The 22,871-nt window shown below is 60.5% G+C and carries 23 protein-coding genes and 1 tRNA gene; 12 read left to right on the forward strand and 12 right to left on the reverse strand.

The genetic code is table 11. The features are described 5' to 3' along the window. The first annotated feature begins 9 nt into the window (after nt 1-9). The 3 genes from moaC to moaE are packed head-to-tail and all read left to right on the forward strand — an operon-like array spanning nt 10 to nt 1,208. Entirely contained in the window at nt 10-504 is a 495-nt protein-coding gene (gene moaC / locus E4O98_RS18750) for a cyclic pyranopterin monophosphate synthase MoaC (RefSeq protein ID WP_103734433.1), read from the forward strand. After that, nucleotides 501-752, forward strand: coding sequence for a molybdopterin converting factor subunit 1 (gene moaD, locus E4O98_RS18755; RefSeq protein WP_078821301.1), 252 nt, complete (start codon nt 501-503; stop codon nt 750-752). The genes moaC and moaD overlap by 4 nt, the downstream gene beginning before the upstream one ends. A 3-nt stretch (nt 753-755) precedes the next feature. Next, nucleotides 756-1,208: a molybdopterin synthase catalytic subunit MoaE gene (gene moaE / locus E4O98_RS18760; RefSeq protein WP_078821300.1), complete on the forward strand. Its 453-nt coding sequence runs from the start codon at nt 756-758 to the stop codon at nt 1,206-1,208. A gap of 78 nt (nt 1,209-1,286) precedes the next feature. Here the strand turns inward: moaE and glp are convergent, their stop codons facing one another. Both glp and moaB read right to left on the reverse strand, forming a co-directional pair. Further along, a complete protein-coding gene (glp, locus tag E4O98_RS18765) occupies nt 1,287-2,492 on the reverse strand; it encodes a gephyrin-like molybdotransferase Glp (RefSeq protein ID WP_248091489.1) in 1,206 nt (401 codons plus the stop codon). Next, entirely contained in the window at nt 2,489-3,028 is a 540-nt protein-coding gene (gene moaB / locus E4O98_RS18770; RefSeq protein WP_005788101.1) for a molybdenum cofactor biosynthesis protein B, read from the reverse strand. Before moaB ends, glp begins: the two co-directional genes overlap by 4 nt. A 285-nt stretch (nt 3,029-3,313) precedes the next feature. Here moaB and E4O98_RS18775 point away from each other — a divergent pair, with 285 nt between their 5' ends. Further along, on the forward strand, nt 3,314-4,210 hold the full coding sequence (locus E4O98_RS18775; RefSeq protein WP_032875580.1) for a LysR family transcriptional regulator: 897 nt from the start codon (nt 3,314-3,316) through the stop codon (nt 4,208-4,210). Nucleotides 4,211-4,259: 49 nt separating this feature from the next. Here E4O98_RS18775 and E4O98_RS18780 read toward each other — a convergent pair whose 3' ends face one another. Next, nucleotides 4,260-4,718 carry an Hsp20 family protein gene (locus E4O98_RS18780; RefSeq protein WP_078821298.1) on the reverse strand — a complete coding sequence of 153 codons (459 nt, stop codon included), beginning with the start codon at nt 4,716-4,718 and terminating at the stop codon, nt 4,260-4,262. 228 nt (nt 4,719-4,946) lie between these two features. Here E4O98_RS18780 and E4O98_RS18785 point away from each other — a divergent pair, with 228 nt between their 5' ends. Next, complete coding sequence (locus E4O98_RS18785) at nt 4,947-5,375, forward strand: glycine zipper domain-containing protein (RefSeq protein ID WP_043047676.1); 429 nt, start codon at nt 4,947-4,949, stop codon at nt 5,373-5,375. A gap of 65 nt (nt 5,376-5,440) precedes the next feature. Here E4O98_RS18785 and treS read toward each other — a convergent pair whose 3' ends face one another. Together treS and E4O98_RS18795 are read right to left on the reverse strand one after the other, a co-directional pair. Next, entirely contained in the window at nt 5,441-7,504 is a 2,064-nt protein-coding gene (treS, locus tag E4O98_RS18790) for a maltose alpha-D-glucosyltransferase (RefSeq protein WP_148854336.1), read from the reverse strand. 149 nt (nt 7,505-7,653) lie between these two features. Then, nucleotides 7,654-8,478, reverse strand: coding sequence for an AraC family transcriptional regulator (locus E4O98_RS18795; protein WP_248135945.1), 825 nt, complete (start codon nt 8,476-8,478; stop codon nt 7,654-7,656). A 186-nt stretch (nt 8,479-8,664) separates the two neighbouring features. Between E4O98_RS18795 and E4O98_RS18800 the strand changes: the two genes are divergently transcribed. From E4O98_RS18800 to E4O98_RS18820, 5 genes are read left to right on the forward strand one after another with little or no spacing between them, the layout of a single operon-like run. Then, the gene (locus tag E4O98_RS18800; RefSeq protein ID WP_148854338.1) at nt 8,665-10,290 is read left to right on the forward strand and encodes an APC family permease; all 1,626 of its coding nucleotides are present in this window, start codon (nt 8,665-8,667) and stop codon (nt 10,288-10,290) included. A gap of 11 nt (nt 10,291-10,301) precedes the next feature. Then, nucleotides 10,302-11,228, forward strand: coding sequence for a 4-hydroxyproline epimerase (locus tag E4O98_RS18805; RefSeq protein WP_248135947.1), 927 nt, complete (start codon nt 10,302-10,304; stop codon nt 11,226-11,228). A gap of 35 nt (nt 11,229-11,263) precedes the next feature. After that, a complete protein-coding gene (locus tag E4O98_RS18810; protein WP_032875598.1) occupies nt 11,264-12,211 on the forward strand; it encodes a dihydrodipicolinate synthase family protein in 948 nt (315 codons plus the stop codon). A gap of 59 nt (nt 12,212-12,270) precedes the next feature. Beyond that, nucleotides 12,271-13,842: an aldehyde dehydrogenase (NADP(+)) gene (locus tag E4O98_RS18815; RefSeq protein WP_248135949.1), complete on the forward strand. Its 1,572-nt coding sequence runs from the start codon at nt 12,271-12,273 to the stop codon at nt 13,840-13,842. Nucleotides 13,843-13,844: 2 nt separating this feature from the next. Further along, a complete protein-coding gene (locus tag E4O98_RS18820; RefSeq protein WP_148854340.1) occupies nt 13,845-15,092 on the forward strand; it encodes an FAD-dependent oxidoreductase in 1,248 nt (415 codons plus the stop codon). Here E4O98_RS18820 and E4O98_RS18825 read toward each other — a convergent pair. Continuing rightward, entirely contained in the window at nt 15,063-16,010 is a 948-nt protein-coding gene (locus E4O98_RS18825; RefSeq protein ID WP_078821293.1) for an ADP-ribosylglycohydrolase family protein, read from the reverse strand. The genes E4O98_RS18820 and E4O98_RS18825 overlap by 30 nt on opposite strands. Nucleotides 16,011-16,047: 37 nt before the next feature. Further along, complete coding sequence (locus E4O98_RS18830) at nt 16,048-17,031, reverse strand: GlxA family transcriptional regulator (protein ID WP_050549421.1); 984 nt, start codon at nt 17,029-17,031, stop codon at nt 16,048-16,050. A gap of 552 nt (nt 17,032-17,583) precedes the next feature. On the opposite strand from E4O98_RS18830, the gene E4O98_RS18835 reads away from it, so the two are divergent. Further along, entirely contained in the window at nt 17,584-17,829 is a 246-nt protein-coding gene (locus E4O98_RS18835; protein WP_248135951.1) for a hypothetical protein, read from the forward strand. Between the two features lie 62 nt (nt 17,830-17,891). On the opposite strand, the gene E4O98_RS18840 is transcribed toward E4O98_RS18835, so the two are convergent. The 4 genes from E4O98_RS18840 to E4O98_RS18855 all read right to left on the reverse strand — a co-directional run bounded on the left by E4O98_RS18840 (nt 17,892) and on the right by E4O98_RS18855 (nt 21,776). Then, nucleotides 17,892-18,074 (reverse strand): hypothetical protein, encoded by a 183-nt coding sequence (locus E4O98_RS18840; RefSeq protein ID WP_143508449.1) that lies wholly within the window; start codon nt 18,072-18,074, stop codon nt 17,892-17,894. Nucleotides 18,075-18,252: 178 nt separating this feature from the next. After that, nucleotides 18,253-18,978, reverse strand: coding sequence for an META and DUF4377 domain-containing protein (locus E4O98_RS18845; RefSeq protein WP_248091495.1), 726 nt, complete (start codon nt 18,976-18,978; stop codon nt 18,253-18,255). Between the two features lie 230 nt (nt 18,979-19,208). After that, nucleotides 19,209-19,282, reverse strand: a tRNA-Cys gene (locus E4O98_RS18850). 214 nt (nt 19,283-19,496) lie between these two features. Then, nucleotides 19,497-21,776 (reverse strand): acylase, encoded by a 2,280-nt coding sequence (locus tag E4O98_RS18855; protein WP_248135953.1) that lies wholly within the window; start codon nt 21,774-21,776, stop codon nt 19,497-19,499. A gap of 237 nt (nt 21,777-22,013) precedes the next feature. On the opposite strand from E4O98_RS18855, the gene E4O98_RS18860 reads away from it, so the two are divergent. After that, complete coding sequence (locus tag E4O98_RS18860; RefSeq protein WP_103734422.1) at nt 22,014-22,394, forward strand: fe2+ zn2+ uptake regulation protein; 381 nt, start codon at nt 22,014-22,016, stop codon at nt 22,392-22,394. A gap of 15 nt (nt 22,395-22,409) precedes the next feature. Here E4O98_RS18860 and E4O98_RS18865 read toward each other — a convergent pair whose 3' ends face one another. Further along, entirely contained in the window at nt 22,410-22,604 is a 195-nt protein-coding gene (locus E4O98_RS18865; protein ID WP_005788056.1) for a hypothetical protein, read from the reverse strand. Between the last annotated feature and the right edge of the window lie 267 nt (nt 22,605-22,871).

A 22,871-nucleotide genomic window follows, 5' to 3' on the forward strand; every position in this document is an offset into this window, starting at 1 on the left:
AGGTACCCCATGCACAAACACTCGCCTACCCTGACCCATCTGGACGCCGCAGGCCGAGCCAGCATGGTCGACGTCACCGACAAAGCCGCCACCACCCGCGAAGCCCAGGCCCAGGCTTGGGTGCACATGTTGCCGGCCACCTTGCAACTGATCCAGGCCAACGGCCATCCCAAGGGCGACGTGTTTGCCGTGGCACGTATCGCCGGGATCATGGCCGCGAAGAAAACCCATGAGCTTATTCCGCTGTGCCATCCGCTGATGCTCAGTTCGATCCACCTCGAACTGCGCGCCATCGAGCCTGACAGAGTGCAGATCCTCAGCACCTGCCGGCTCAACGGCCAGACCGGCGTCGAACTCGAAGCCCTGACCGCCGCCAGCGTGGCAGCCTTGACGATCTATGACATGTGCAAGGCCGTGGATCGGGGCATGGTCATCGACCGAATCCAGCTGCTGAAAAAACACGGCGGCAAGTCAGGCACCTTCATTGCAGGAGACGCCCAATGATTCTGATCAACTACTTTGCGCGCTACCGTGAACAACTGGGCGTTGGCGGTGAAAAGCTCGTATTGGATGAGTCCCTGCGCACCATTGCAGACGTCAGGCAATTGCTATGCGCCCGCGGTGAGACCTGGCAGCAGGTGCTGGGTGAAACCAGCCTGATGTGCGCGCTGAACCAGGAACTCTGCACACCGCAAGCGCTGATCGAAGACTTCGACGAAATTGCGTTCTTCCCCCAAGTGACCGGAGGCTGACCCATGCCGGTTCAGGTGCAGACCGAACTGTTGGACCTGGGTGAACTGACCCGCAGCGTACACGCCGAAGACCCCGGCGTTGGCGCCGTGGCCACGTTCGTCGGTTATGTACGCGATATCAACCAGGGCGATCAGGTCAGCGCGTTGTTCCTTGAGCACTACCCGGGCATGACCGAGCGCTCACTGCAGTTGATCGTTGATCAAGCCCACGAACGCTGGCCGTTGCAGCGGGTAAGCATCGTTCATCGTGTGGGCGCGTTGCAAGTGGGTGAGGCCATCGTCTTCGTCGGCGTCGCCAGTCAACATCGCCAGGCGGCCTTTGAGGCCTGCGCGTTCCTGATGGACTACCTCAAGACTCGGGCGCCGTTCTGGAAGCGGGAGCAAACGCCAGCTGGAGAGCGTTGGGTAGAAGGACGGGAAAGTGATCGACTGGCGCAGGAGCGGTGGGCGCTTTAGATCTGAATGTGGAAGCGTACATCGCCCTGTGTAGGAGCGAGCTTGCTCGCTCCTACAACTGGCATTAGCGTGCCCGAATCAGAACAACTCAGAGAACGGTATAAACCGCGCCGTATCACCCATCTGCAACCTGCTGCCCTCGCAAATTTCAACCAACCCATCCGCCCACGACGCCCCCAGCATCACTCCGGAACTCTGGTTCGGATACAGCACCGCCCTGCCCGCCTCGATCCTGGCTCGCAGGTACTCGCGGCGACTGCCGGCCTTGGGCCAGTCAAACCCCACATTCACCTCAAAGCTCATCGGCGTGACATCATCGACGCCCTGGATACGCAGTAGATAAGCCCGGGCCAGCAAGCCGAAGGTCACCAGTGCCGAGGCCGGGTTGCCGGGCAGGCCAATCACCGGTACTCGGCCAAACGAACCGACGGTCAGGGGTTTGCCCGGTTTGATCGCAAGTTTCCAGAACAATGGCTTGCCGCATTCACGCAGTACCTGGCCGAGGCAATCGGCATCGCCGGCCGACACGCCGCCGGTGGTCAGAATCAGGTCGGCCGCCTGTTGCAGCTGCTCCAGCTTGAGCCGAGTCAGTTGCGACTGGTCGGGTAGAATGCCGCCGTCGATGACCTCACAACCCAGTGCCCCCAGCCAATGGCTGAGCAAAGTGCGATTGCTGTTGTAGATGCAGCCAGGCTTGAGCGGTGTGCCCGGCTCGGCCAGTTCATCGCCGGTGGACAGCAGCGCCACCCGTGGCCGGCGTACCACCGACACATGGGTACAGCCCTGGGCCGCCGCAATGGCCAGCTCGAAAGGGCCGAGTCGCTTGCCGGCCTGCAGTAATACCTCACCGGCGCGGTTTTCCTGGCCTTGGGTGCGGATATTCTGGCCCTCGCGCAGCGGCTGGGTAAAGCGCACACGCGCATCGTCCAGCACCTCGGCGTTCTCCTGCATTTCGATGCAGTTGGCCCCGTCCGGCACCGGTGCGCCGGTGAAGATGCGCGCACAGGTACCGGGCTGCAGCGGTTCAGGCGCTTGACCGGCGAAGATCTGCTGCGACACCGGCAGTGGCTGGCCGTGCCAGTCTGTGAGGTTCAGGGCGTAGCCGTCCATGGCACTGTTGGGCCAGGGCGGCAGGTCCAGGCTCGCCACCAGGTCATTGGCCAGCACCCGTTGCCGGGCATCGCTGAGCAGCACCGGCTCGCTGTCGTGCAGGCGATGCTCCTCGGCCAGGGCCAACAACGCAGCAATGGCCTCCTCCACCGACATCAGCGCGGCGCGCCTCATCCTCGCGTGCCGCACAGAGCCACCGGCTTGAGGTGCGGCACGAAGTTACATGGTCGGTGGCGCGCATCGAGCTGCTCGGCCAGAATACCTTCCCAGGCAGTACGACAAGCACCCGTCGAGCCCGGCAGGCAGCACACCAGCGTGCCGTTGGCCAACCCGGCCAAGGCGCGGCTCTGCACCGTGGACGTACCAATATCAAGAATCGAGATCGCACGGAACAGCTCACCAAAACCATCAATGTGCTTATCCAGCAAACAGCCCACCGCCTCGGGGGTGCTGTCGCGGCCGGTAAACCCCGTGCCGCCGGTAATCAACACCACCTGCACGCGCTCATCGGCGATCCAGGCCGCCACCTGGGCGCGAATTTTGTACAGGTCATCCTTGAGCAGGTTGCGCTCCAACAGGCTGTGCCCAGCTTCCAGCAGGCGACTGACCAGCAATTGCCCGGAGGTATCATTGGCATATTCGCGGGTATCACTGACCGTCAACACGGCAATATTCAGGGGTACAAACAATGCATCCGACGTTACGCTCATGTGATTCTCCGGCAGGCGATTATCAAAACAATGGCCTGAGGCTAAAGCGCTGAAACGATGGCTGTCTAATCGTTACGACTGACCGGGTTATCGAGCGTTTCTATCACGGCTTTTACTGCCGGCCCTGGACTGCTATCGAGTGCATCAATCACTCTGTCAATACAGGTGATTGGACGTGCCTGCCGTTACAATGAGATCGTCTGCTCATTCATTCGCCGGGTTGCGCGGGGTTCCAGCACCTTGCGCCATGAACGGCTTTTCACTTATTCCCAGGCAGGTGCATTAATGGACATAAAGCAACTCAAATTCCTGATCGCGCTGGAGCAGACCCGGCACTTCGGCCAGGCTGCCGCACGCTGCCATATCACCCAGCCAACCCTGTCGATGCGCCTGCGCAACCTGGAAGATGAACTGGGCCTGGAGCTGGTCACCCGCGGCCAGCGCTTTGAAGGCTTCACCGAAGCCGGCGAGCGCGTACTGGCCTGGGCCCGGACCCTGCTCGCCGCCCACGACGGCCTGTTCGCCGAAGCCGCCGCTTGCCGTGGCCAACTGGTCGGTAACCTGCGCCTGGGCCTGGTGCCCCTGAGCGGTTTCAACCCGATCAGTTTCATTCAGGACTTGTCCCACACCTTCCCGGAACTCAAGTTCAGCCTCACATCCATGAGTTCGGACAGGATCATCGAAGCGCTGGGCACCAACCAGCTGGACCTGGGTGTGTGCTACCTGGACCACGTCAACCCCAACTACCTGGATTTTTTCGAAATGGGCGAGACCCGTGTCGGGCTGCTCTACGACACCCGCCACTTCCACTTCGAAGGCACCCAAATGAGCTGGGAAGACGCCGCCGAACTGCCATTGGGGATGATCAGCAACGGCATGCACTACCGCAAATCCATCGACCTGAGTTTCCGCAGCCGTGGCCTGGATCCGCAGCCCATCCTCGAAAGCGATTCCACCTATCAACTGTTCCAGGCGATCCACGAAGGCTTCTGCTGCGCGATCATGCCGTTGGACAGCGGCCTGGAAAGCCCGATCGAGAACCTGGCGTTCATCAACCTGCCGGACGCCAGCGTCCTCGCGCCCCTGGGCATGGTGATGCGCAAGACCGAACCACGCTCGGCCATTGCCGAGAAGTGTTTTGCCGAAGCCAGGAAGTTGTTTGCGATCAAGGGCGAGGGTTAACGCCCACAAAAAAGGCGCTCCGTAGAGCGCCTTTTTACCGCCGTTTGCTTTACTGCACACTTACCTGACGCAGTTCAGGCCTGGTTTCGCCACCAATCGTGATGCGTTTGGGCTTGGCCTCTTCAGGCACCTCACGCTGCAGGTCGATGCTCAGCAACCCGTTGGTCAGGGCTGCGCCGCGCACTTCGATGTGGTCCGCCAGGCGGAACGACAACCGGAAGGCACGTTGAGCAATGCCTTGGTGCAGGTAAGCGACCTTATCGTCGGTTTCGCGTTTACCGCCGGAAACCGTCAAGACGCCCCTTTCGACCTGGATATCCAGATCCTCCTCGGTCAGGCCGGCAACCGCGATGACAATCCGATAGGCGTCATCACCGTGCTTTTCCACGTTGTGAGGTGGATAGGAATTCGGAGCCTCGCTACGCAGCGCCGACTCGAACAGGTCATTGAAGCGATCAAAGCCCACCGATTGACGGAACAGTGGGGCCAACGAAAGGGTAGTAGCCATTATAAAATCTCCTGAGTTTCTCCAAGTGATTTAGTACGCGACCCGCATTCGGCATCGCGTGATCAAAAATTTATGGACGAGGAAACGGAATTCAAGAGGGCTGCAAGAAATTTTTTCTTGCGCCAATGACTATCGCAAAAACCGCAGTGATACCGCATGTGCTCTAATCTGAATGCCAGGCGTGCTTTAACCCGTGAACGCCTGAGACAGCCCTTGAGGTACAAAAAAATGAAAATGACATTCCCTGCCCTGGCATTGGGCATCCTGATTTCCCAAGGGGCCCTGGCCGCCGGAGATGGCACTGCCGCACTGGGCGGCGGTGTCGGCGGCGCGTTGGGCAATGTGGTAGGCCAACAGCTCGGCGGGTCCACCGGTGCGGCCATCGGCGCAGGTGTGGGTGGCGCAGCGGGTGGCGCGGTCGGCGCGCAAAAGGGCAATAAAACCGAAGCGGCGATTGGCGGCGGTTTGGGCTCGGCAGGCGGGTCGGTGATTGGCAATCGCCTGGGCGGCACCACCGGTTCGACCATCGGCGCAGGCGTCGGTGGTGCAGCCGGAGGCGCGCTGGGCAATAACCTGGCCGACGACGAAAGCAATCATCGCTCAGGCGGCGCCAAGCACAAAGGCAACAAGCATAAGCACAAGAATAAGCATCATTGATCGGCTTGCCATAATGCCAGGTGTAGGAGCGAGCAAGCTCGCTCCTACGTCGGGCCAATATCCATTTACATCGGCGTGCTGCTCACTACCCGCAATGCCAGCCCTTCATAGGCATCCAGCGTAATCGTGAACGTGCCCTCCTCTGTCAGGTCCCCTTCTACACGCTCATTGATGATATCCACCACCGGCCCCGGCGCGATGTTAGGCAGGTGCAGGGATTCGGTGATCGGCGTGGCACCAAAGTTCAGCGCAGTGATCTGCGTCCCCTTACCCGCCGGCAGTTCGTGAACCATGACCAGCAACCCCGGATGCTCGACATCCGGTATCAGGATCTGACGGCTCGCGGCGATGTCGTAGGCGCGGCGTACGCTGAGGATTTTCTGCAATTGCGAAGCGAATGAGTCCGGGTCCTGCAACTGGTGGTTCAGGCTGCCGTACAGGCTTTTGGAACGCGGCATCTGCCCGGCCGACAGCTCGGCCTCGGGGTTCAGGTCGACCAGATCGTAAGCGCCTCGATGTATCCAGCGGGTATCACCATCGGCCATCAGGTGCGCCACGTCTTCGGCCGCCAACGGCAGCGCGCCCACCAGGTCCCAGCCGGATAACGCGAACACCCCAGGCTGCATGGCGTTATACATCACCAGCAGCAAATGGATCTGGCGAATCTGCTGGATATCCGCAGCGGTAATCGCCTCAAGGTCACGAATGCCCAGGGCAGCAGTGATGATGCTGACCGTGGTGCAGGACACACCGTTGGTGACGAACTTGAGGTTGTACGGCGCATGTTCACCGGTCAGGCGTTCGTACATCTGCTCGCGGATATGCTCGCGCAGGATGTTGCCGGGAAAGGTCTGGCCCTGGAACAGGAAGGTGTCATGGGCGTGCAGCGTCCAGAAGTGCACCAGTTCCAGAGTCAGTTCATCGTGGTTCTGCAGCGCGTGGATCAGCGAGCCCGGGTCGATGCCCAGGCTGTGCATCTGGCGCAGCATCAGGCGCAGGAATTCGGTGTCGCCCATCAGCAACGCGTGCTGGTAGGCTGGCCGGGTGATGAAGTCGTATGACAGGTCGGCGCCGCCGTGGGACATGGAGGCAATGTCATCCACAGTCAGGTTGAGTTCCTGGAAACTGAAACCGCCCGCCTTGCGAATTGCGCCGCCGAGCAACTGGTTGCCGGTGATCGACAGCGGATGGCTTTCCGACCAGGCAGTACCGTCCAGCTTGCGCTCCACGCCGAGAAAACCGTTGGCGTCCAGGCGCAGGATCTTCGCGCCCATCACATCAATGGCGTGCAACGCATCACCGATGATCATCTGCTGCGCGGCGAACGAGGGGTCCAGCCAATTGAGCGACGGCTGGCCTTCCTTGAAGTAATGCAGGTACACCCATCGCCGTGGTTTGCCATCCACGCCGACCACCTCTGGCGTGGCGCTCCAGTCGGTTTCCTTTACCCCGGGTTCGAAGAAGATCACCCGCTGCAACTGGCCAACGATGTAGTGCTTGTCGCGCAGTGCGTCCACCTGCACCGGGCTGAGGTTCTGTGCATCACGGCCCTCGACCACGTCCGGCAGCAACGGCCAATCTTCCTCACGGATTTCCACCATGTGGTACAGCCCGGGGTAGTCCTCGTAGGCCATCTCCGCCAAGCGAAAATCCGCGCCCTTGCCGGTGTGGGATGGGATTACATCGTCGATGATCACCGCATTGTGCGCGGCGGCCATGCGCGTCAACGCCTGCAACTGCGCCTCGGTGCCCAGTTGCGGGTCGATGTCGAAGCTGATGCGGTCGAAATTGCCGTCGATGGTCGGGGTGTGTTCGGTGCCAGCCAAGCCACCGGACTTTTTCAATGGGCCGTTGTGAATGCCTTGAATGCCGATTTTCGACAAGGCATGCCACAGGGTTTCATCCCCCAGCGCTTCGAGCACCGTGCCGCCTTCGCGGGTGACAATCGACGCCGGGTAGGCGGTGAACCACACTGACGACAAGGCTGACGCATCACGCGGCCGGGTATGCGCGTAGGGCTGCTGCCACAAGCGCCCTTGCCCGGAGTAGAGCTTGGCCCGCTGCCGCGCCGCGTGCAGCATGGATTGTTGCACCAGCCAGTTCACATGATCGTTGTTCGCCGCGGTCATAAGCTCGGTACCTGTGGTCGTTAAAGGTTACTCGTAAGCATATGAGCGGCGTGCGCGCCATTCGTTGCATTGAAATAGAGCCAGGGCCGGCAGCAATCTAAAATGTGGATAGCGGTGTGTCAGTCAGCATATGTTTATCTGACCCACAGCTATCGGGAGCAAGTCGAATCATCGCACCGCCCCTCCCACACTGGATTTTCGTCTGTCTTGTCTCTTGGCGTTGTCTGCCGATACTGCCTGGGGGTGAACCCGGTCGATGCCTTGAACTGGCGGGTAAACGCACTGTGGTCGGTGTACCCGCATTGCAGCGCCACCTCGGTAATCGGCAGCTCGGTATGCAACAACCGCCGGGCATGTTCCAGGCGTACCTTCTGGATCATTTGCCGCGGCGTGAGGTGGAAAACACGCTTGCAGTAACGCTCCAGCTGCGCCACGGAAATCCCGGCGATACGGGTCAACTCACCCAAGGTGACGCGGCGGTTGAAGTGGGTGCGGATGTGTTCATCCACCGCCGCCAGGCGTTGATAAGCCGGGTGGGTTTCGCTGGCCGATTGCAGGTCTACCGAAATCCCGGCCAAGCCAATGATTGCACCGAGCCGGTTGTACAGCGGCCATTTGTGCGTGAGGCACCAGCCGGGTTCGCGGGTGCCGTAGAGGTGTAATTCAAGCTGGTCTTCCAACACCCGCCCCTGTTCGAGCACACGCCGATCCTGCTCGGTATAGCCCGGCCCCAGTTGCGCAGGGAACACCTCGACGCTGGTCTTGCCCAGCAGCGGTTGCAACTGCCTCAGGCCGCAGCGCTGCACCAGGGTGCGGTTGGCGAGCACGTAGCGGGCGTCGATGTCCTTGATAAAAATCGCGGCGTTGGGCAGCACGTCGAACATCGGTAATAACTGCTCTACCCCGTTCAATAGCTGCTCGATGCTGTCGGGGCGGCTGCCGTGGAGAAGGCTCGCAAACGCGCTGTGCAACATGACTTTCACCGCCCTTTTATTGATCGACGGCCAGCAGATTGCGCCATGTGCCGGGCGCTGTCGAGTGCGGGAAATTGTGCTGAATTCGTCATTCATCCCCACGTAAAACATCAATCGCCGCCGGGCTGGCGGGTTCACGATAGCGCCACTGCATGCCTATCCAATAACTCACAAGAAGGCGCCGCTATGTCAGGCCAAGGCAAGTTCAAGAAACAGCTGTCACTGATGGACCTCACCTTTATCGGGCTGGGAGCCATCTTCGGTTCGGGTTGGTTATTCGCCGCCAGTCATGTGTCGGCCATCGCCGGCCCGGCGGGGATTTTTTCCTGGTTGCTGGGTGGGTTCGCCGTGCTGTTGCTGGGCATTGTCTATTGCGAACTCGGCGCCGCCCTGCCCCGCGCCGGTGGCGTGGTGCGTTACCCGGTGTACTCCCATGGCCCGTTGCTGGGCTACCTGATGGGCTTTATCACGCTGATCGCGTTTTCCAGCCTGGTGGCGATTGAAGTGGTTGCCTCGCGCCAATACGCCGCAGCGTGGTTTCCGGAGTTGACCAAGGCTGGTTCCAGCGACCCGACCACTCTGGGCTGGCTGGTGCAGTTCACGCTACTATGCCTGTTCTTTATCCTCAACTACCGCAGCGTCAAGACCTTTGCCATCGCCAATAACCTGGTGAGCGTGTTCAAGTTCATCGTGCCGTTGCTGGTGATCGGCGTGCTGTTCACCTTCTTCAAACCGGCGAACTTCCAGATGCATGGTTTTGCACCGTTCGGCCTCTCGGGCATTGAGATGGCGGTGTCGGCTGGCGGTGTAATCTTCGCCTACCTGGGGCTGACGCCGATCATTTCGGTGGCCAGCGAAGTCAAAAACCCGCAGCGCACCATTCCCATCGCGCTGATTCTCTCGGTACTGTTGTCGACTGCCATCTATGTGCTGCTGCAAACTGCGTTTCTCGGCGGCGTGCCCACCGAAATGCTCGCCAATGGATGGGCCGGGATCAGCAAGGAACTGGCCCTGCCGTATCGAGATATCGCTCTGGCGCTGGGTGTAGGTTGGCTGGCTTATCTGGTGGTGGCCGATGCGGTGATCTCCCCCAGCGGCTGCGGGAATATCTACATGAATGCCACCCCGCGCGTGGTGTATGGCTGGGCGCAGACCGGCACCTTTTTCAAGATCTTCACGCGCATCGATGAAAAGTCCGGCATCCCGCGTCCGGCGCTGTGGCTGACCTTTGGCCTGTCGGTGTTCTGGACCCTGCCGTTCCCTTCCTGGGAAGCGCTGATCAACGTGGTGTCCGCCGCGTTGATCCTGAGCTACGCCGTGGCCCCGGTGACTGTCGCCGCTCTGCGCCGCAATGCACCGGACATGGCGCGGCCGTTCCGGGTCAAGGGCATGGCGGTATTGGGCCCGCTGTCATTCATCATCGCCGCGCTGATCGTGTACTGGTCAGGCTGGAACACGGTGTCATGGCTGTTGGGCCTGCAAATCCTGATGTTTTTGGTGTACCTGCTGTGTGCACGCTGGGTACCGACCGCGCACCTCAATCTCAAGCAGCAAGTACGCTCCTCGGCCTGGTTGATCGGCTTCTACGCCGTGACCATTTTGCTCTCCAAGCTCGGCAGCTTTGGCGGTATCGGCGTGATCAGCCACCCGTTTGACACACTGGTCGTGGCGGCCTGCGCCCTGGGCATCTACTACTGGGGCGCCGCCACCGGTGTGCCGGCCCACCTGGTACGCCTGGAGACCGAAGACGATGAAAGCGAAGCGGTCACTGACAGCCACTACGACACTCCCCTCTCGGCGGCCACTCACTGATGGAAACTTCCATGAAGCGACTGCATGTAATCGATTCCCACACCGGTGGCGAACCCACGCGCCTGATCATGAACGGCTTCCCGGCTTTGGCGGGCACCACCGTCGCCGAGCAGCTTGAAGATCTGCGCACTCATCACGATCAATGGCGTCGCGCCTGCCTGCTGGAGCCACGGGGCAACGATGTGCTGGTCGGTGCACTGTACTGCGCGCCGGTCACGCCGGGCGCCACCTGTGGAGTGATTTTCTTCAACAATGCCGGCTACCTCGGCATGTGCGGCCACGGCACTATCGGCCTGGTCGCCTCCCTGCATTACCTCGGCCTTATCGCGCCAGGTGTCCACACCATCGACACCCCGGTAGGCCCGGTGGCAGCCACGCTGCACGAAGACGGTGGCGTAACCCTGCGCAACGTGCCCGCCTACCGCTACCGCCAGCAGGTACCGGTGCAGGTGCCTGGGTATGGCGTGGTGCTGGGCGACATCGCCTGGGGTGGCAACTGGTTTTTTCTGGTGTCGGACCACGGCCAGGCCCTGCAGATGAGCAACGTTGACGTCTTGACCGACTACACCTGGGCGATGCTCAAGGCCCTTGAGGCCCAAGGTATTCACGGCGCAGACGGCGCGTTGATCGACCATGTCGAACTGTTCGCCGACGACGCCCACGCCGACAGCCGCAACTTCGTGATGTGCCCCGGCAAAGCCTATGACCGCTCCCCCTGCGGCACCGGCACCAGCGCCAAGCTCGCGTGCCTGGCCGTCGATGGAAAACTCGCTGCGGGGCAGACCTGGGTACAAGCCAGCATCACCGGCAGTCAGTTCCAGGGCCGCTATGAATGGGACGGCGAACGCGTGCGTCCCTTCATCACCGGCCGCGCCTTCATGACCGCCGACAGCACCTTGCTGATCGACGAGCAGGACCCGTTTGCCTGGGGCATCTGAGCCTTTTATTTATTAACCTGAATGGAGTTAGCACCATGAGCGACAACATCTTCACCGGCTGCATGCCCGCCCTGATGACCCCCTGCACCGCCGAGCGCCAACCGGACTTTGACGCACTGGTCGCCAAAGGCCGCGAGCTGATTGATATCGGCATGAGTGCGGTGGTGTATTGCGGATCCATGGGCGATTGGCCGCTGCTCACCGAGGCTCAGCGTCAGGAAGGCGTGGCGCGTCTGGTCGCGGCCGGCGTGCCGACCATCGTCGGCACCGGCGCGGTGAACAGCCGTGAGGCGGTGGCCCACGCGGCCCATGCCGCCAAGGTCGGCGCCCATGGCCTGATGGTGATTCCCCGCGTGCTGTCCCGGGGTGCTTCGGTCACCGCACAAAAGGCCCACTTTGCAGCGATCCTCAACGCCGCGCCCAACTTGCCGGCGGTGATCTACAACAGCCCCTACTACGGCTTCGCCACCCGCGCCGATCTGTTCTTCGAACTGCGCCGCGAGCACCCGAACCTGATCGGCTTCAAGGAGTTCGGCGGCGCTGCCGACCTGCGCTACGCCGCAGAAAACATCACCTCCCAGGACGATGACGTGACCCTGATGGTCGGTGTCGACACCCAGGTGGTGCACGGTTTCGTCAACTGCAACGCCACCGGCGCGATCACCGGCATCGGCAACGCGCTGCCACGGGAAGTCCTGCAACTGGTGGCCCTGAGCAAAAAAGCCGCCAAGGGCGATGCCAAGGCCCGTCGCCAGGCGCGCGAGCTGGAAGCCGCGCTGGCGGTGCTGTCGTCGTTCGACGAAGGCTGCGACCTGGTGCTGTATTACAAGCACCTGATGGTGCTCAACGGTGACCAGGAGTACGCCCTGCACTTCAACGAAACCGATGTGCTCAGCGCTGCCCAGCGCCGCTATGCCGAGCAGCAGTACGCGCTGTTCCGCCAGTGGTATGCCAACTGGTCGGCGGAACAGAACGTCGCTTGATTTTCTGTAGGAGCGAGCTTGCTCGCTCCTACAACACCCTCTGTTTTTCAGGATGCCCAATGACTCTGACAGGCAAGATGCTGATTGGTCAGCAATCCCTTTGCGGCCATCGCGATGCGATCCGCGCTATCAACCCCGCCACCGACACGCCACTGGAACCCGCCTATGCCGGCGGCGACAGCGAGCAGGTCGAGCAGGCCTGCGCACTGGCATGGGCCGCGTTCGATACTTACCGCGAAACCACCTTGGCAGACCGCGCCGGGTTTCTTGAAACCATTGCCGATAACATCGAAGCCCTGGGCGATGAATTGATCGAACGCGCCAGCGCCGAAACCGGCCTGCCCCGCGCACGCATTCAAGGTGAACGCGGTCGTACCTGCGGGCAACTGCGCGCCTTTGCCCGCACTGTACGCCTGGGTGAATGGCTCGACGTACGGGTCGATACCGCGCAACCCCAGCGCCAACCGCTGCCCCGCGCCGACCTGCGCCAGCGACATATCGCCCTGGGCCCGGTCGCAGTGTTTGGGGCAAGCAACTTTCCCCTGGCCTTCTCCGTGGCGGGCGGCGATACCGCGTCGGCACTGGCAGCCGGTTGCCCGGTGGTGGTCAAGGCCCACAGCGCCCACCCCGGCACCAGCGAACTGGTGGGCCGCGCCGTTGCCCAGGCGGTCAAACAGTGTGGTTTGCCCGAAGGGGTATTTTCACTGCTCTATGGCGCGGGTAACGAGGTGGGTATCGCACTGGTGACCGACCCGCGCATCAAGGCCGTAGGCTTTACCGGTTCGCGCCGTGGCGGTGTCGCATTGTGCCAGGCCGCCCAGGCACGCCCGGAACCGATCCCGGTGTATGCGGAAATGAGTTCGATCAACCCTGTGTACCTGTTTCCTGCCGCGCTTGAAGCACGGGCTGAAGCATTGGCCGAAGGCTTTGTCGCGTCACTGACCCAAGGTGCCGGCCAGTTCTGCACCAACCCTGGCTTGGTAATCGCCGTGAAAGGCAGCGCCCTGGACCGATTTATCAAGGTCACCAGTGATCTGCTTGCACGTTGCCCGGCCCAGACCATGCTCACCCCGGGCATTTTCAGCGCCTACGAAACCGGCGTGAATGCACTGGCCCAGCACGCCCAGGTTGCCGCCAAGGGCCTGGCGGGAGCTGGGCCGAACCAGGGCCAGGCCCATCTGTTCGTAACCCAGGCCCAGGCATTCCTGAGCAACGAACACCTGCAGGCCGAGGTCTTCGGCGCCGCCTCGCTGGTGGTGGAATGCGGCGATGCCGAGCAAGTACGACGGGTATCCGAACACCTGGAAGGTCAACTCACCGCGACCTTGCATATGGATGACCTGGATCTGCCACAAGCCCGGGCCCTGCTGCCCGTGCTGGAGCGCAAGGCCGGGCGCCTGTTGGTCAACGGCTGGCCGACCGGCGTGGAAGTCTGCGATGCGATGGTGCATGGCGGGCCGTTCCCGGCGACCTCGGATGCGCGCAGCACCTCGGTGGGCACGGCGGCGATCCAAAGGTTCCTGCGGCCGGTGTGCTATCAGGATTTCCCGGATGCCTTACTGCCCGCTGCGCTCGGGCACGACAACCCGCTAGGGCTGCGGCGCCTGCTTGACGGCCAGAGAGAGGCGTAGCCATGGCCCAGCCCAATCAAGCAGACATTGTGGTGGTGGGCGCCGGCATCATCGGCGTCGCCTGTGCCTTGCAGCTGGCGCGCCAGGGCCGCCAAGTGCTGGTGGTCGACGCGCAGGCGCCGGGCATGGGCGCCTCCTACGGCAATGCCGGTCACCTGGCGACAGAGCAGGTATTTCCCATTGCTGACCTGTCGATCCTCAAGCGCTTGCCGGCCATGCTGCTGGACCCCATGGGCCCACTGCGCCTGGACTGGACCTACCTGCCCCGCGCCCTGCCCTGGTTTATTCGCCTATTGTTGAATCTGCGACCGGCAAGCTACCAGCGCACCGTGGCCGGCCTGCGTGCATTGAACGAAGGCAGCCTGGGCGCGTGGCAGCGCTTGCTGCACTCCATTGGGCAAGCGCATTTGTTGCGTGAAGACGGTTCACTGCTGGTGTTTGAGCGCGCCGAATCCCGCGCTGCCATCGATGCGTTGCAGCAGCGCATGACTCAGCAAGGCGTAGCGGTGAACTTCTGGAGCGGCGATGCGGTGCGCAAGGCCGCGCCACAACTGAGCGACGCGATACAAGGCGGATTGTTCTTCCCCACTACCGGGCACTTTGTCGACCCGTACACCGTGGTGGGCGAACTGGTGAACGCGGCCAAGGCCGAGGGCGTGCAATTTCTGAAGCAGCGCGTGTTGGATGGACGCCTGGAGGGCAACGGCGTTTCATTGATGACCGACCAAGGTGTACTGACAGCGCGCCAAGTACTCATCGCCTGCGGTGCGCACTCGGCCAAACTCACCACCGCACTGACCGGCAAACAGGTGCCGCTGGACACCGAGCGCGGTTATCACCTGATGCTGCCCCACGAGCATCAGCGCCTGCCCTTTGCCGTCACCTCGCTGGAGCGCAAGTTCATCATGACCCCCCTGTCCGGCGGTTTGCGCCTGGCCGGCACAGTCGAATTCGCCGGCCTCGACCGCCCGGCCAATATGCAACGGGCCTGGCAACTGCATCGCTTGAGCAAAGGACTGTTTCGTCACGACCTCAGCGACCGTGGCGCCACGCCGTGGATGGGGTTTCGGCCGTCCCTGCCCGACTCGCTGCCGATCATCGACCGGGTGTGCGACGGCAAAGTACTGCTTGCGTTCGGGCACCAGCATTTGGGGCTGACACAGGCGGCGGTGACCGCCGAAAGGGTTGGGCAACTCGCGACGGGAGAGCGGGTGGCTGAGTTACGGCCCTATCGATTGGAGCGGTTCTAAGCCTTGTCGCTGCATGAGCGAGGCACTGTATAAGGCATCAGCGGTGTCTTGGATTTCATCGTGCATCCATAGCTTGTCCAGCCAACCGATAGGGATAGCGTGCACACCATAATATGCACCTGCCAATTGACCTACGATTGCGGCGGTGGTGTCAGCGTCATCCCCCAGATTTGCGGCAGCAAGCACAGCCTCAGCGAAACTGGCAGTGTGATCGAAGCACCAGAATGCGGCCTCCAGGGAAGCCACCGCGTAACCTGAGCCGACGATTTCGGTGTGCGTTTTATCGCGGTATTCGCCGCGTGCGATAGCCGTGACCTTTGGAGCTGACAAAGAGGTGTTTGAGAAGCTCAGCACTTCACCTTTCGAAACACCGCTCAGTGCGTTACCGATGGCTTCTGCCAGCAGTTGGCAACACTCGATGGCTTCCTGGGCAGCATGGGTTGTGCGTGAGCTTTGCGCAGTGAAACGGCGGATGTTCTCCAAGTCTGGGAAATAGAACAACACCACAGGCGCAAGGCGCATCATTGATCCATTACCGGCGGAATAGGGATTCGTTGAGCCCGAAAAACCGTCGCCAGTTTGCTGAAACATCGCCAACGCATCGCGAATCGTCATCCCGATATCGAAACACTCACCGGTAGAGCTCAGATACCCGCACTTCCACCAATTCAGATAACGTCCCATCTGGTCGTTCGCATCGAAGCCGCCCTTGTGCAACAAGCTTTCGGCCAGACACAGCGCCATGGACGTGTCGTCCGTCCATTGGCCAGGCTTGAGATTGAACGGCCCGCCTCCAAGCATATCTGTGACGGGAGAAAAGCTGCCGCGGGGCATGAATTCAACCGTGGTTCCTACTGCGTCGCCGCACGCCAGCCCAAGCAAGCTGCCGCGATAACGATCCATAAGCGTTATGACCATTTACATTCCTTCAGAAGGCGCTTCAACTCCTGCCACGTTACCTGACCAACCGCTTCTCCTTGGAGGGGCGATATCCGAAATACGCGCTGTAGCACTTGCTGAAATGGCTCGGCGAGACAAACCCGCACGCTACCAGCACATCCACCTGGGACAGCTCGGTATGCTGCAACAGGCGCCGCGCTTCGGTCACACGCAGTTCCATGTAGTAGCGTTGTGGCGTAGTTCCCAGTTGCTCCTTGAACAGGCGCTCCAGTTGGCGGCGGGAGCGACCGGCATAGACGGCGAGTTGATCGAGTTCCAGGGGTTCTTCGAGGTTGGCGTCCATCAACTTCACCACTTCACGCAGCGGTGCGCTGACACAGACGTTTTCGGTGGGTTTGATACGGCGATAGCGCGACTCTTCGAACGCCAGGATATCTTCGATACCTTCGACCAATGCTTTGCCATGCAGGCTCTTGATCCAGTCCAGCGCCATGTGGAAAGCACCGGAGGGGCTGGACGCAGTGAGGCGATCACGGTCGATCACGTAGGGCTCGCTGGTGACCTGTGCGCCTTTGGATACTTCCGCCAGCGCCGGACGGTGCTCGGGGTGAATGGCGCAGCGATAGCCCTGTAACAGGCCGGCGCGACCGAGAAACCACGAGCCGTTCCACAGACCCGCCAGGCTGACACCCGCCTCGGCCGCGCTGCGCAACAGCTGGATAAAGGGTTCGCTGGCCTTGAGTTCGGTGCGAAAGCCCCCGCAGATGACCAGCAGGTCCAAGTCCGGCAAGACCGCAGGTTCCAGGCTCGCATCGGGGCGGATGACCAGGCCCAGGTCGCTGATGACTTCGCCTTCGCCCCAACCGAAGGTGCGCGAAGCAAATAGCTCGGGGCGCAACAGATTGGCGGTCACCAGCGTGTCCAGGGTCTGGGTGAAAGCGGGCAGAGAGAAGTGTTCAAGTAGCAGGAAACCGACGCGGGTCACCAACGCTGCTTGCCGGGAGGGATCGTTGAGGTAGCGCAGGTTCTTGCCTTGCATGCCACCGCTGAACTGGCGTCTTTCCATCGAGGGTGGACCCACTCTTATTGTTGATGCAGTGGGCGCTATCTTAGGGGCAAATGCGGTGGCTGTCTCAGGGGCGGCGCTGATCTTTATAAAAACTGTTGGCTTGAAAAGCCCCGGCGCAGGCGCTAACGGGCAATCTGATACGGTTTTTTCTTTTCTATCTGCGCCTGTATTGAAAGCCGCTCCAGGCGGACAATAGCCCCATCCCGACATTCCTGTCGTCCCCCCTTCCCTTCGGAGGCCTTATGACCAAGATGGCAATTTTCCTGTTCGGCTTTTTGGTGCTGACCATTGGTATCGGGATGCTGGCGACTATTTCGCCGGTGTAGACGCATTTCAATTCAGGAGCGCGTTTCACAAAGCTTTCACAGACGTGCGCCTATTGTGCCTACAGCTCCTGAAAACATCCCCTTTAGCCCGCCCCCCATCGCGGGCTTTTCTTTGTCTGTAATTTTCCCTTGTGCACCGGTATGACTACCCTGTCGTACACGCTTAAGCTTTTTACCCCACACAGAGTGCACGCTTTTGATAGACGACCTCGACGGCCCCAGGACAGCGCAACAGGAACTGTTCTACGACCTTGAAGACGCCAGCGCGGTTATCGGCTGCTCGGTGGTGCAACTGACGGCATTGGCAGCTGGCGGCGCATCCAATAACGTAGCGACGTTAACGAAAGTCTGCGCGCTACTCACAGCTCAGCAGCAAAGGCTTGAAGCCTACGCAAGTGAAGTCAAGGCCCAGAGAATCAATAGATCCGAGGCCAGTGGCTGACGCCGAGCCTCGGAGCATCGAACTGAAACCGGCGCGAATGGCTGGCCCGGATTTATGCTCAATCAGCGGTTTTGCGCGGAAGGCTGCTGATTACCACCTTGTTGTTTTTTTACACGCTTGCGTGACCTGAGCTCGTATTGATGGTGAATAAACCAGGCAATCAACAGCACGCCCGTCACGGCGAAAACCAGGGTCAACAGCTCTATTGCGGTGCCTTCGTGTGAAAACATTTTTTCGTCCCTCATCCTGAAGTCGTTTGATCGAAAAAAGCCAAACCGAAATTGTTTGTAATAATTCAAACATTTTCAGGGTAGTTGGCAAACACACACGTGACAACCCCAACCGAGCTGGAACCGTTGATCTAGACCTGTCACTCGTCGAAAACCGGCCATTTTCTCGAACGTCACCGGCTTTGGGTCTCGGTTACTGACTAGTCCCGGAAGCGTCCTGCTCGACCACCATATCCAGTACGTAGACCTTTGAAGGTGCGTCTGCGGGCGGATTTTTCCATTCGTATTGCTTGACCCGCAGTACAGTGCGCACGCCGTCATGATGCTCGAAGCCTTCGATAGACTGATACAGCGGATGCCACGCATCCTGGGTCGCAAGTTGCAGGCCGGCGTCGTCATAGCGTCGCTCGCGCACTTGAAGGCACTGATAGTCAGGAATCATCGGGTGACTGCACTTGACGGTCTTGGCGGCCACCTCCAGGAATTTGACCTCACCCTTGCTCCCGTAACGCGTCTGCGGCGTAGCCTCGCCCTGCAGCTTGAGCACCGAGCCGTTGGCGGTAGTCAGTTGCAGCGTCGGCGCCGCGTTGTCGCCGGTGATGACAGCACGCAGGTCGCCCTTGAACAGTCGAGCGACCTCTGCGTCAAGGTCCATCAGGCTCTTGTCGCAAGCCATAAGCGTTGAAGCCAGTGACTGCACTTTCAACACCCCATCCTGATACTGATAGCCGCCGAACTGGCCGTTGCAGCCACCGCTGATATTCAGATTCTTGTCACCGAAGGAAACGCGCAACTTGCGCTCGATGCCTTTGTTCAGAGCGATGAGGGGTTTACCCGCGGCATCATTGGCCGAGACCAGGTTCCAGTAATAGGCGGGTAAAGCCGGCTGGGCTACAGCAGCCGAGGTAGTCGTGAGCATGGAGGGCGAGTCCTCATGGCTTTTGGAGGTGGAGGCACAGCCCTGGATCAGTGCAGCGCAAACGGCTGCAAGAAGAATGTTCTGTTTCATGGTTGTCTCGGTCAGCTTTGATAAGTACGGACATAGTCCTGCGCTTGCCAACATACGCACTGAATAAGTGCACGGGAAGCGTTGCCAAATCACAGACAATAAAAAACCCCGTAGACGTTAATCTACGGGGTTTTCAAGAGTGGAGGCCGAGGTCGGAATCGAACCGGCGTAGGCGGATTTGCAATCCGCTGCATAACCATTTTGCTACTCGGCCTCAAACGATCAACGCCCTTGTCGCTGACATTCACCGCATACAAACTGGAGTGGGCTATGTGAAGCCTGCCTCTACTCTAACTCATTGAATACATTGAAGTTTTTAATGCTTCATTGCGTTCGATGGGCGCCATTATGTACTCATTTGCCTATGCCTGCAACCCCTTGATTTCAAAAAATATTCTGCTCTGGCATCAAGGGGTTGCGGGGCTGCCCTATTCCTTGACGGTGTGGAGCTGGTATTGCGGATCGGCCTTGATCTGAGCGTCGGTGAACGGCAACGGGCACAGTTTTTTCTCGGAGAAGGCCTGGGTCTGGTCCTTTGAGTAAGGGGACGCCGGGTTGCTGGATTCGGAGAACGCCAGCACGCCGACTGCGTTGGGGCCGTCGTTATCGAAGGTGACGATTTGCAGGTAGCTGGTACCGCTGACGACCTCGCGTTTGCCGTCGGCGCGGGGCACGGTTTGCATGGCGTTGTAGACACCCAGTTCTTGCGGGCCGCCGTGGATGGGGGTTTGGCCGCTGACCTGGATCTCACCCCAACGGCTCAGGCCGAGTTGGTTGACGTCTGCGCTGGAGGCCAGCATGGCTTCACGCAGCGCGGCGGCCACCGGCGCGCGATCGATGGCGAGGCCGCGGGGCGTGGTCAGGGGGTGGGCCGGGTCGAAGGCGACACGCCAGGCATCGGGAGTTTGCTGCACGTGCTGCATCAGGTTGATGAAGTGCACCAGGCCGATGCCGCTGTCGAGGTTGGCGCGCCGATCCCAGGTTTTCAAGCTGGTGCACAGTGGCTGGAGCGCGGCGGCGTCGGTGCCAAGTTGCTTGGCGCAAAAATCGAGCAGGTCCGGCATGACTTGGCCCGCCAGGTACACCTCGTTGTCCATGACCATGTTTTGCAGGTCGCTGACGCTGATCGGCTGTTTGTCCAGGGATTGCAGGCGTTGCAGGGCGAAACGTGCGCGTGGACTCAGGCCAATATTGTCCTGGCTGATCACCGGCGAGAACCCGCTCAGCGGCGCCTCGGGGTTAGCCATCCAGGCAGAGTCGTTGGAGTGCTGTACATAGTCGGTGCGTTGCAACTGCGGCAACTGCGCCGCCGTGAAGATCCCTGCTTGCGCAGCCTTGGGGTCGATGTCCCAGGCGCAGGCGCTGCGGCTGCCGTCGAGTATGATCATTTGCAGGCCGGCCCGTGGGTCGCTGCATTGCGCCAGTTTGGCGGCGCTGACGTTGGGTACTACCGACAGGTTCATGTACAGGCTCTGCCCCTGATCATCGGCAGCCAGGGTGTTGACCCATGGGATGCCCTGAAGGGAGTGCACCGCAGTTTGCAGCTCAGTGATGCTGCCCGCACGGTTCATGGCATGCCACTGTTGCAGTACGCGGTCGTTGCCCAGGTTCGCGTCGCGCAGGCTGAAGGCGTATTTGTTGTCCCAGTCCAGCTTGCCGGGCCATTGCACCACGGGGCCGAACTGCGAACTGTAGACGGTGTGGGCAACGTCCTTGAGGCTGCCATCGGCCTGTTTGACCTGCACGGTCAGCGTGGTTTTATCCAGGGCAACGGACTTGCCGTCAAGCATATAGCGCGTGGAATCCTTGGGGTCCAGGGTCAGTCGGTACAGGGTGAAATGCTTGGAGGTGTCTACGGTATGCGTCCACGCCACGTGCTGGTTGAAGCCGATATTCACCACGGGTAAACCTGGCAGTGCGGCACCCATTACATCCAGTTGGCCAGGGATGGTCAGGTGCATTTCGTAGAAACGCATGCCACCCACCCATGGGAAATGCGGGTTGGCCAGCAACATCCCACGGCCATTGAAAGAACGATCACGCCCCACCGCGACGGCATTACTGCCCCGGTCGAGGCTGAAGCGTTGCTGATGCGCGGCGGCCTGTGCAAATGCCTGCGCGCCGGGTTGCACACCGGCGATGGCTTGGGGCGGCGTGGCGCCCACCAAGGCTTCGGCGAACTGGCCAACGCCACCTTCTACCAGCAACCGGCGCGTCAGTTTGACCAGATCCTCTTTAACCAGCGGTCGTACCCACGCCGCCTGGCATTGTGCGGGCGCGCCCTGCTCCTTCAAATAGCGGTTATAGCCGGCCACGTAGCCTTCGATACGCTGGCGGATCTGCGGGGTCTGCGCACGCCAGAATGCCTGCACCGCGCCGGGTGTATTGAGCCAGGTAAAGAACACATCGCTGGCAAGGTTGTTGCGTTCCTCCAGGGTTGCCTGCTCGGGGCCGAAATAGCGCGCGCGCTCGCCGTTCACCGTGACCACTTCATTGGCCAGCAGGCACAGGTTGTCCTGGGCATACGCGTAACCGATGCCAAAGCCCAGGCCGCGCTCGTCATTGGCGCGGATATGTGGCACGCCGTAAGTGGTACGGCGAATATCGGCCGACGCCTGAGCCACATGCTCGCGCGCCGAGGCCGCAAAGCTCAGCCCCAGCAACACCCCTGCCACGCAGCCCCTGAATAACCCGTTGGAAATAATCACGCAGACCCCGCAGTCAAATTGAATACCCTCGGTAGATACAACTACCCCACCGTAAGGACGCAATTAACCGGGAAGAATTTAGCCACGAACGGGGCTTATCCAGGCCGGCGACAGTGTGACAAACCTGATACCGACAAATTTTCTACATTCGGCACTTCATGATTTTGCTCTCTCGTTCGTCTTATTGAATAAGAGCACCATCATTTTCCTGATCAGGCTCTGATAAGGAGTTTTTGCATGTACAACCCGCAAGTGCCCACGGATGGACATTCACCGACAGCCGAGGCCAGCTATGGCAACGGTTCACAAGGCTTTGGCAAGGCGCCCGAACAGCAGGGCAACCAGCGCATTCGCCATTTGCTCAAGTGTTTCGGTCTGCGCACCAGCCTGATTCGGCTGAAGGTCATCGACGCCCTCCTCAACGCCGCCGACAATCAGCGCACCCTGGGGGTGCGGGGCGTGCACAGCCACTTGCTGGAGCTGGGCATCCCGTTGTCGTTTCTCAGTGTGCGTGAGGTGCTCAAGCGTCTGTGCAGCGAGGGCGTGATCACCCTCAATGCCGATAAAAGCTACAGCCTCCATGAAGAGGCTGCCAAAGTGCTCGAAGGTCGCGCCTGAGTCACGCCGCGCTGATCAGAAGTGCGGCTTGACCTTGCGACGCATGATGCCGTTGATCACCACTACCACCACGGCAATCGCAATGGCCAGGTACTGGAAGGTCTTTTCGCTGATCACGCCAATGTTCTGCAGGTAGGACAGGCCGAACATCGAGGCCAGCACGGCCAGGGCGATCAGAATCGAGTATTTCAAGCGTTGCTTTTGGGTCATGACGAAGTTCCTGAACCTTAAAGAATGTATCCGCTGTGTTTCGCCGCACATACCCGAAAATCGGGACGAACCGGGTCGGCTGCGTCTCATGTTACAGGCGATCAAAAATTTTGGCTTGTTCGGCGCTCACACGGGCCGTCGGTTTTAATCGTTGAGAGGGCAATCTTCTCGCGTCTTGCTGACTTGATTTCTCACACACCACAGGTAGCCATGCGGGAACCGTAATGCCCAGAGCGCACACGAATCAGTGCGCTCAGGCTACAGGTA

This window comes from Pseudomonas sp. W2Jun17 (assembly GCF_023127795.1).
In the GTDB taxonomy this organism is placed as follows: Bacteria; Pseudomonadota; Gammaproteobacteria; order Pseudomonadales; family Pseudomonadaceae; genus Aquipseudomonas; species Aquipseudomonas synxantha_A.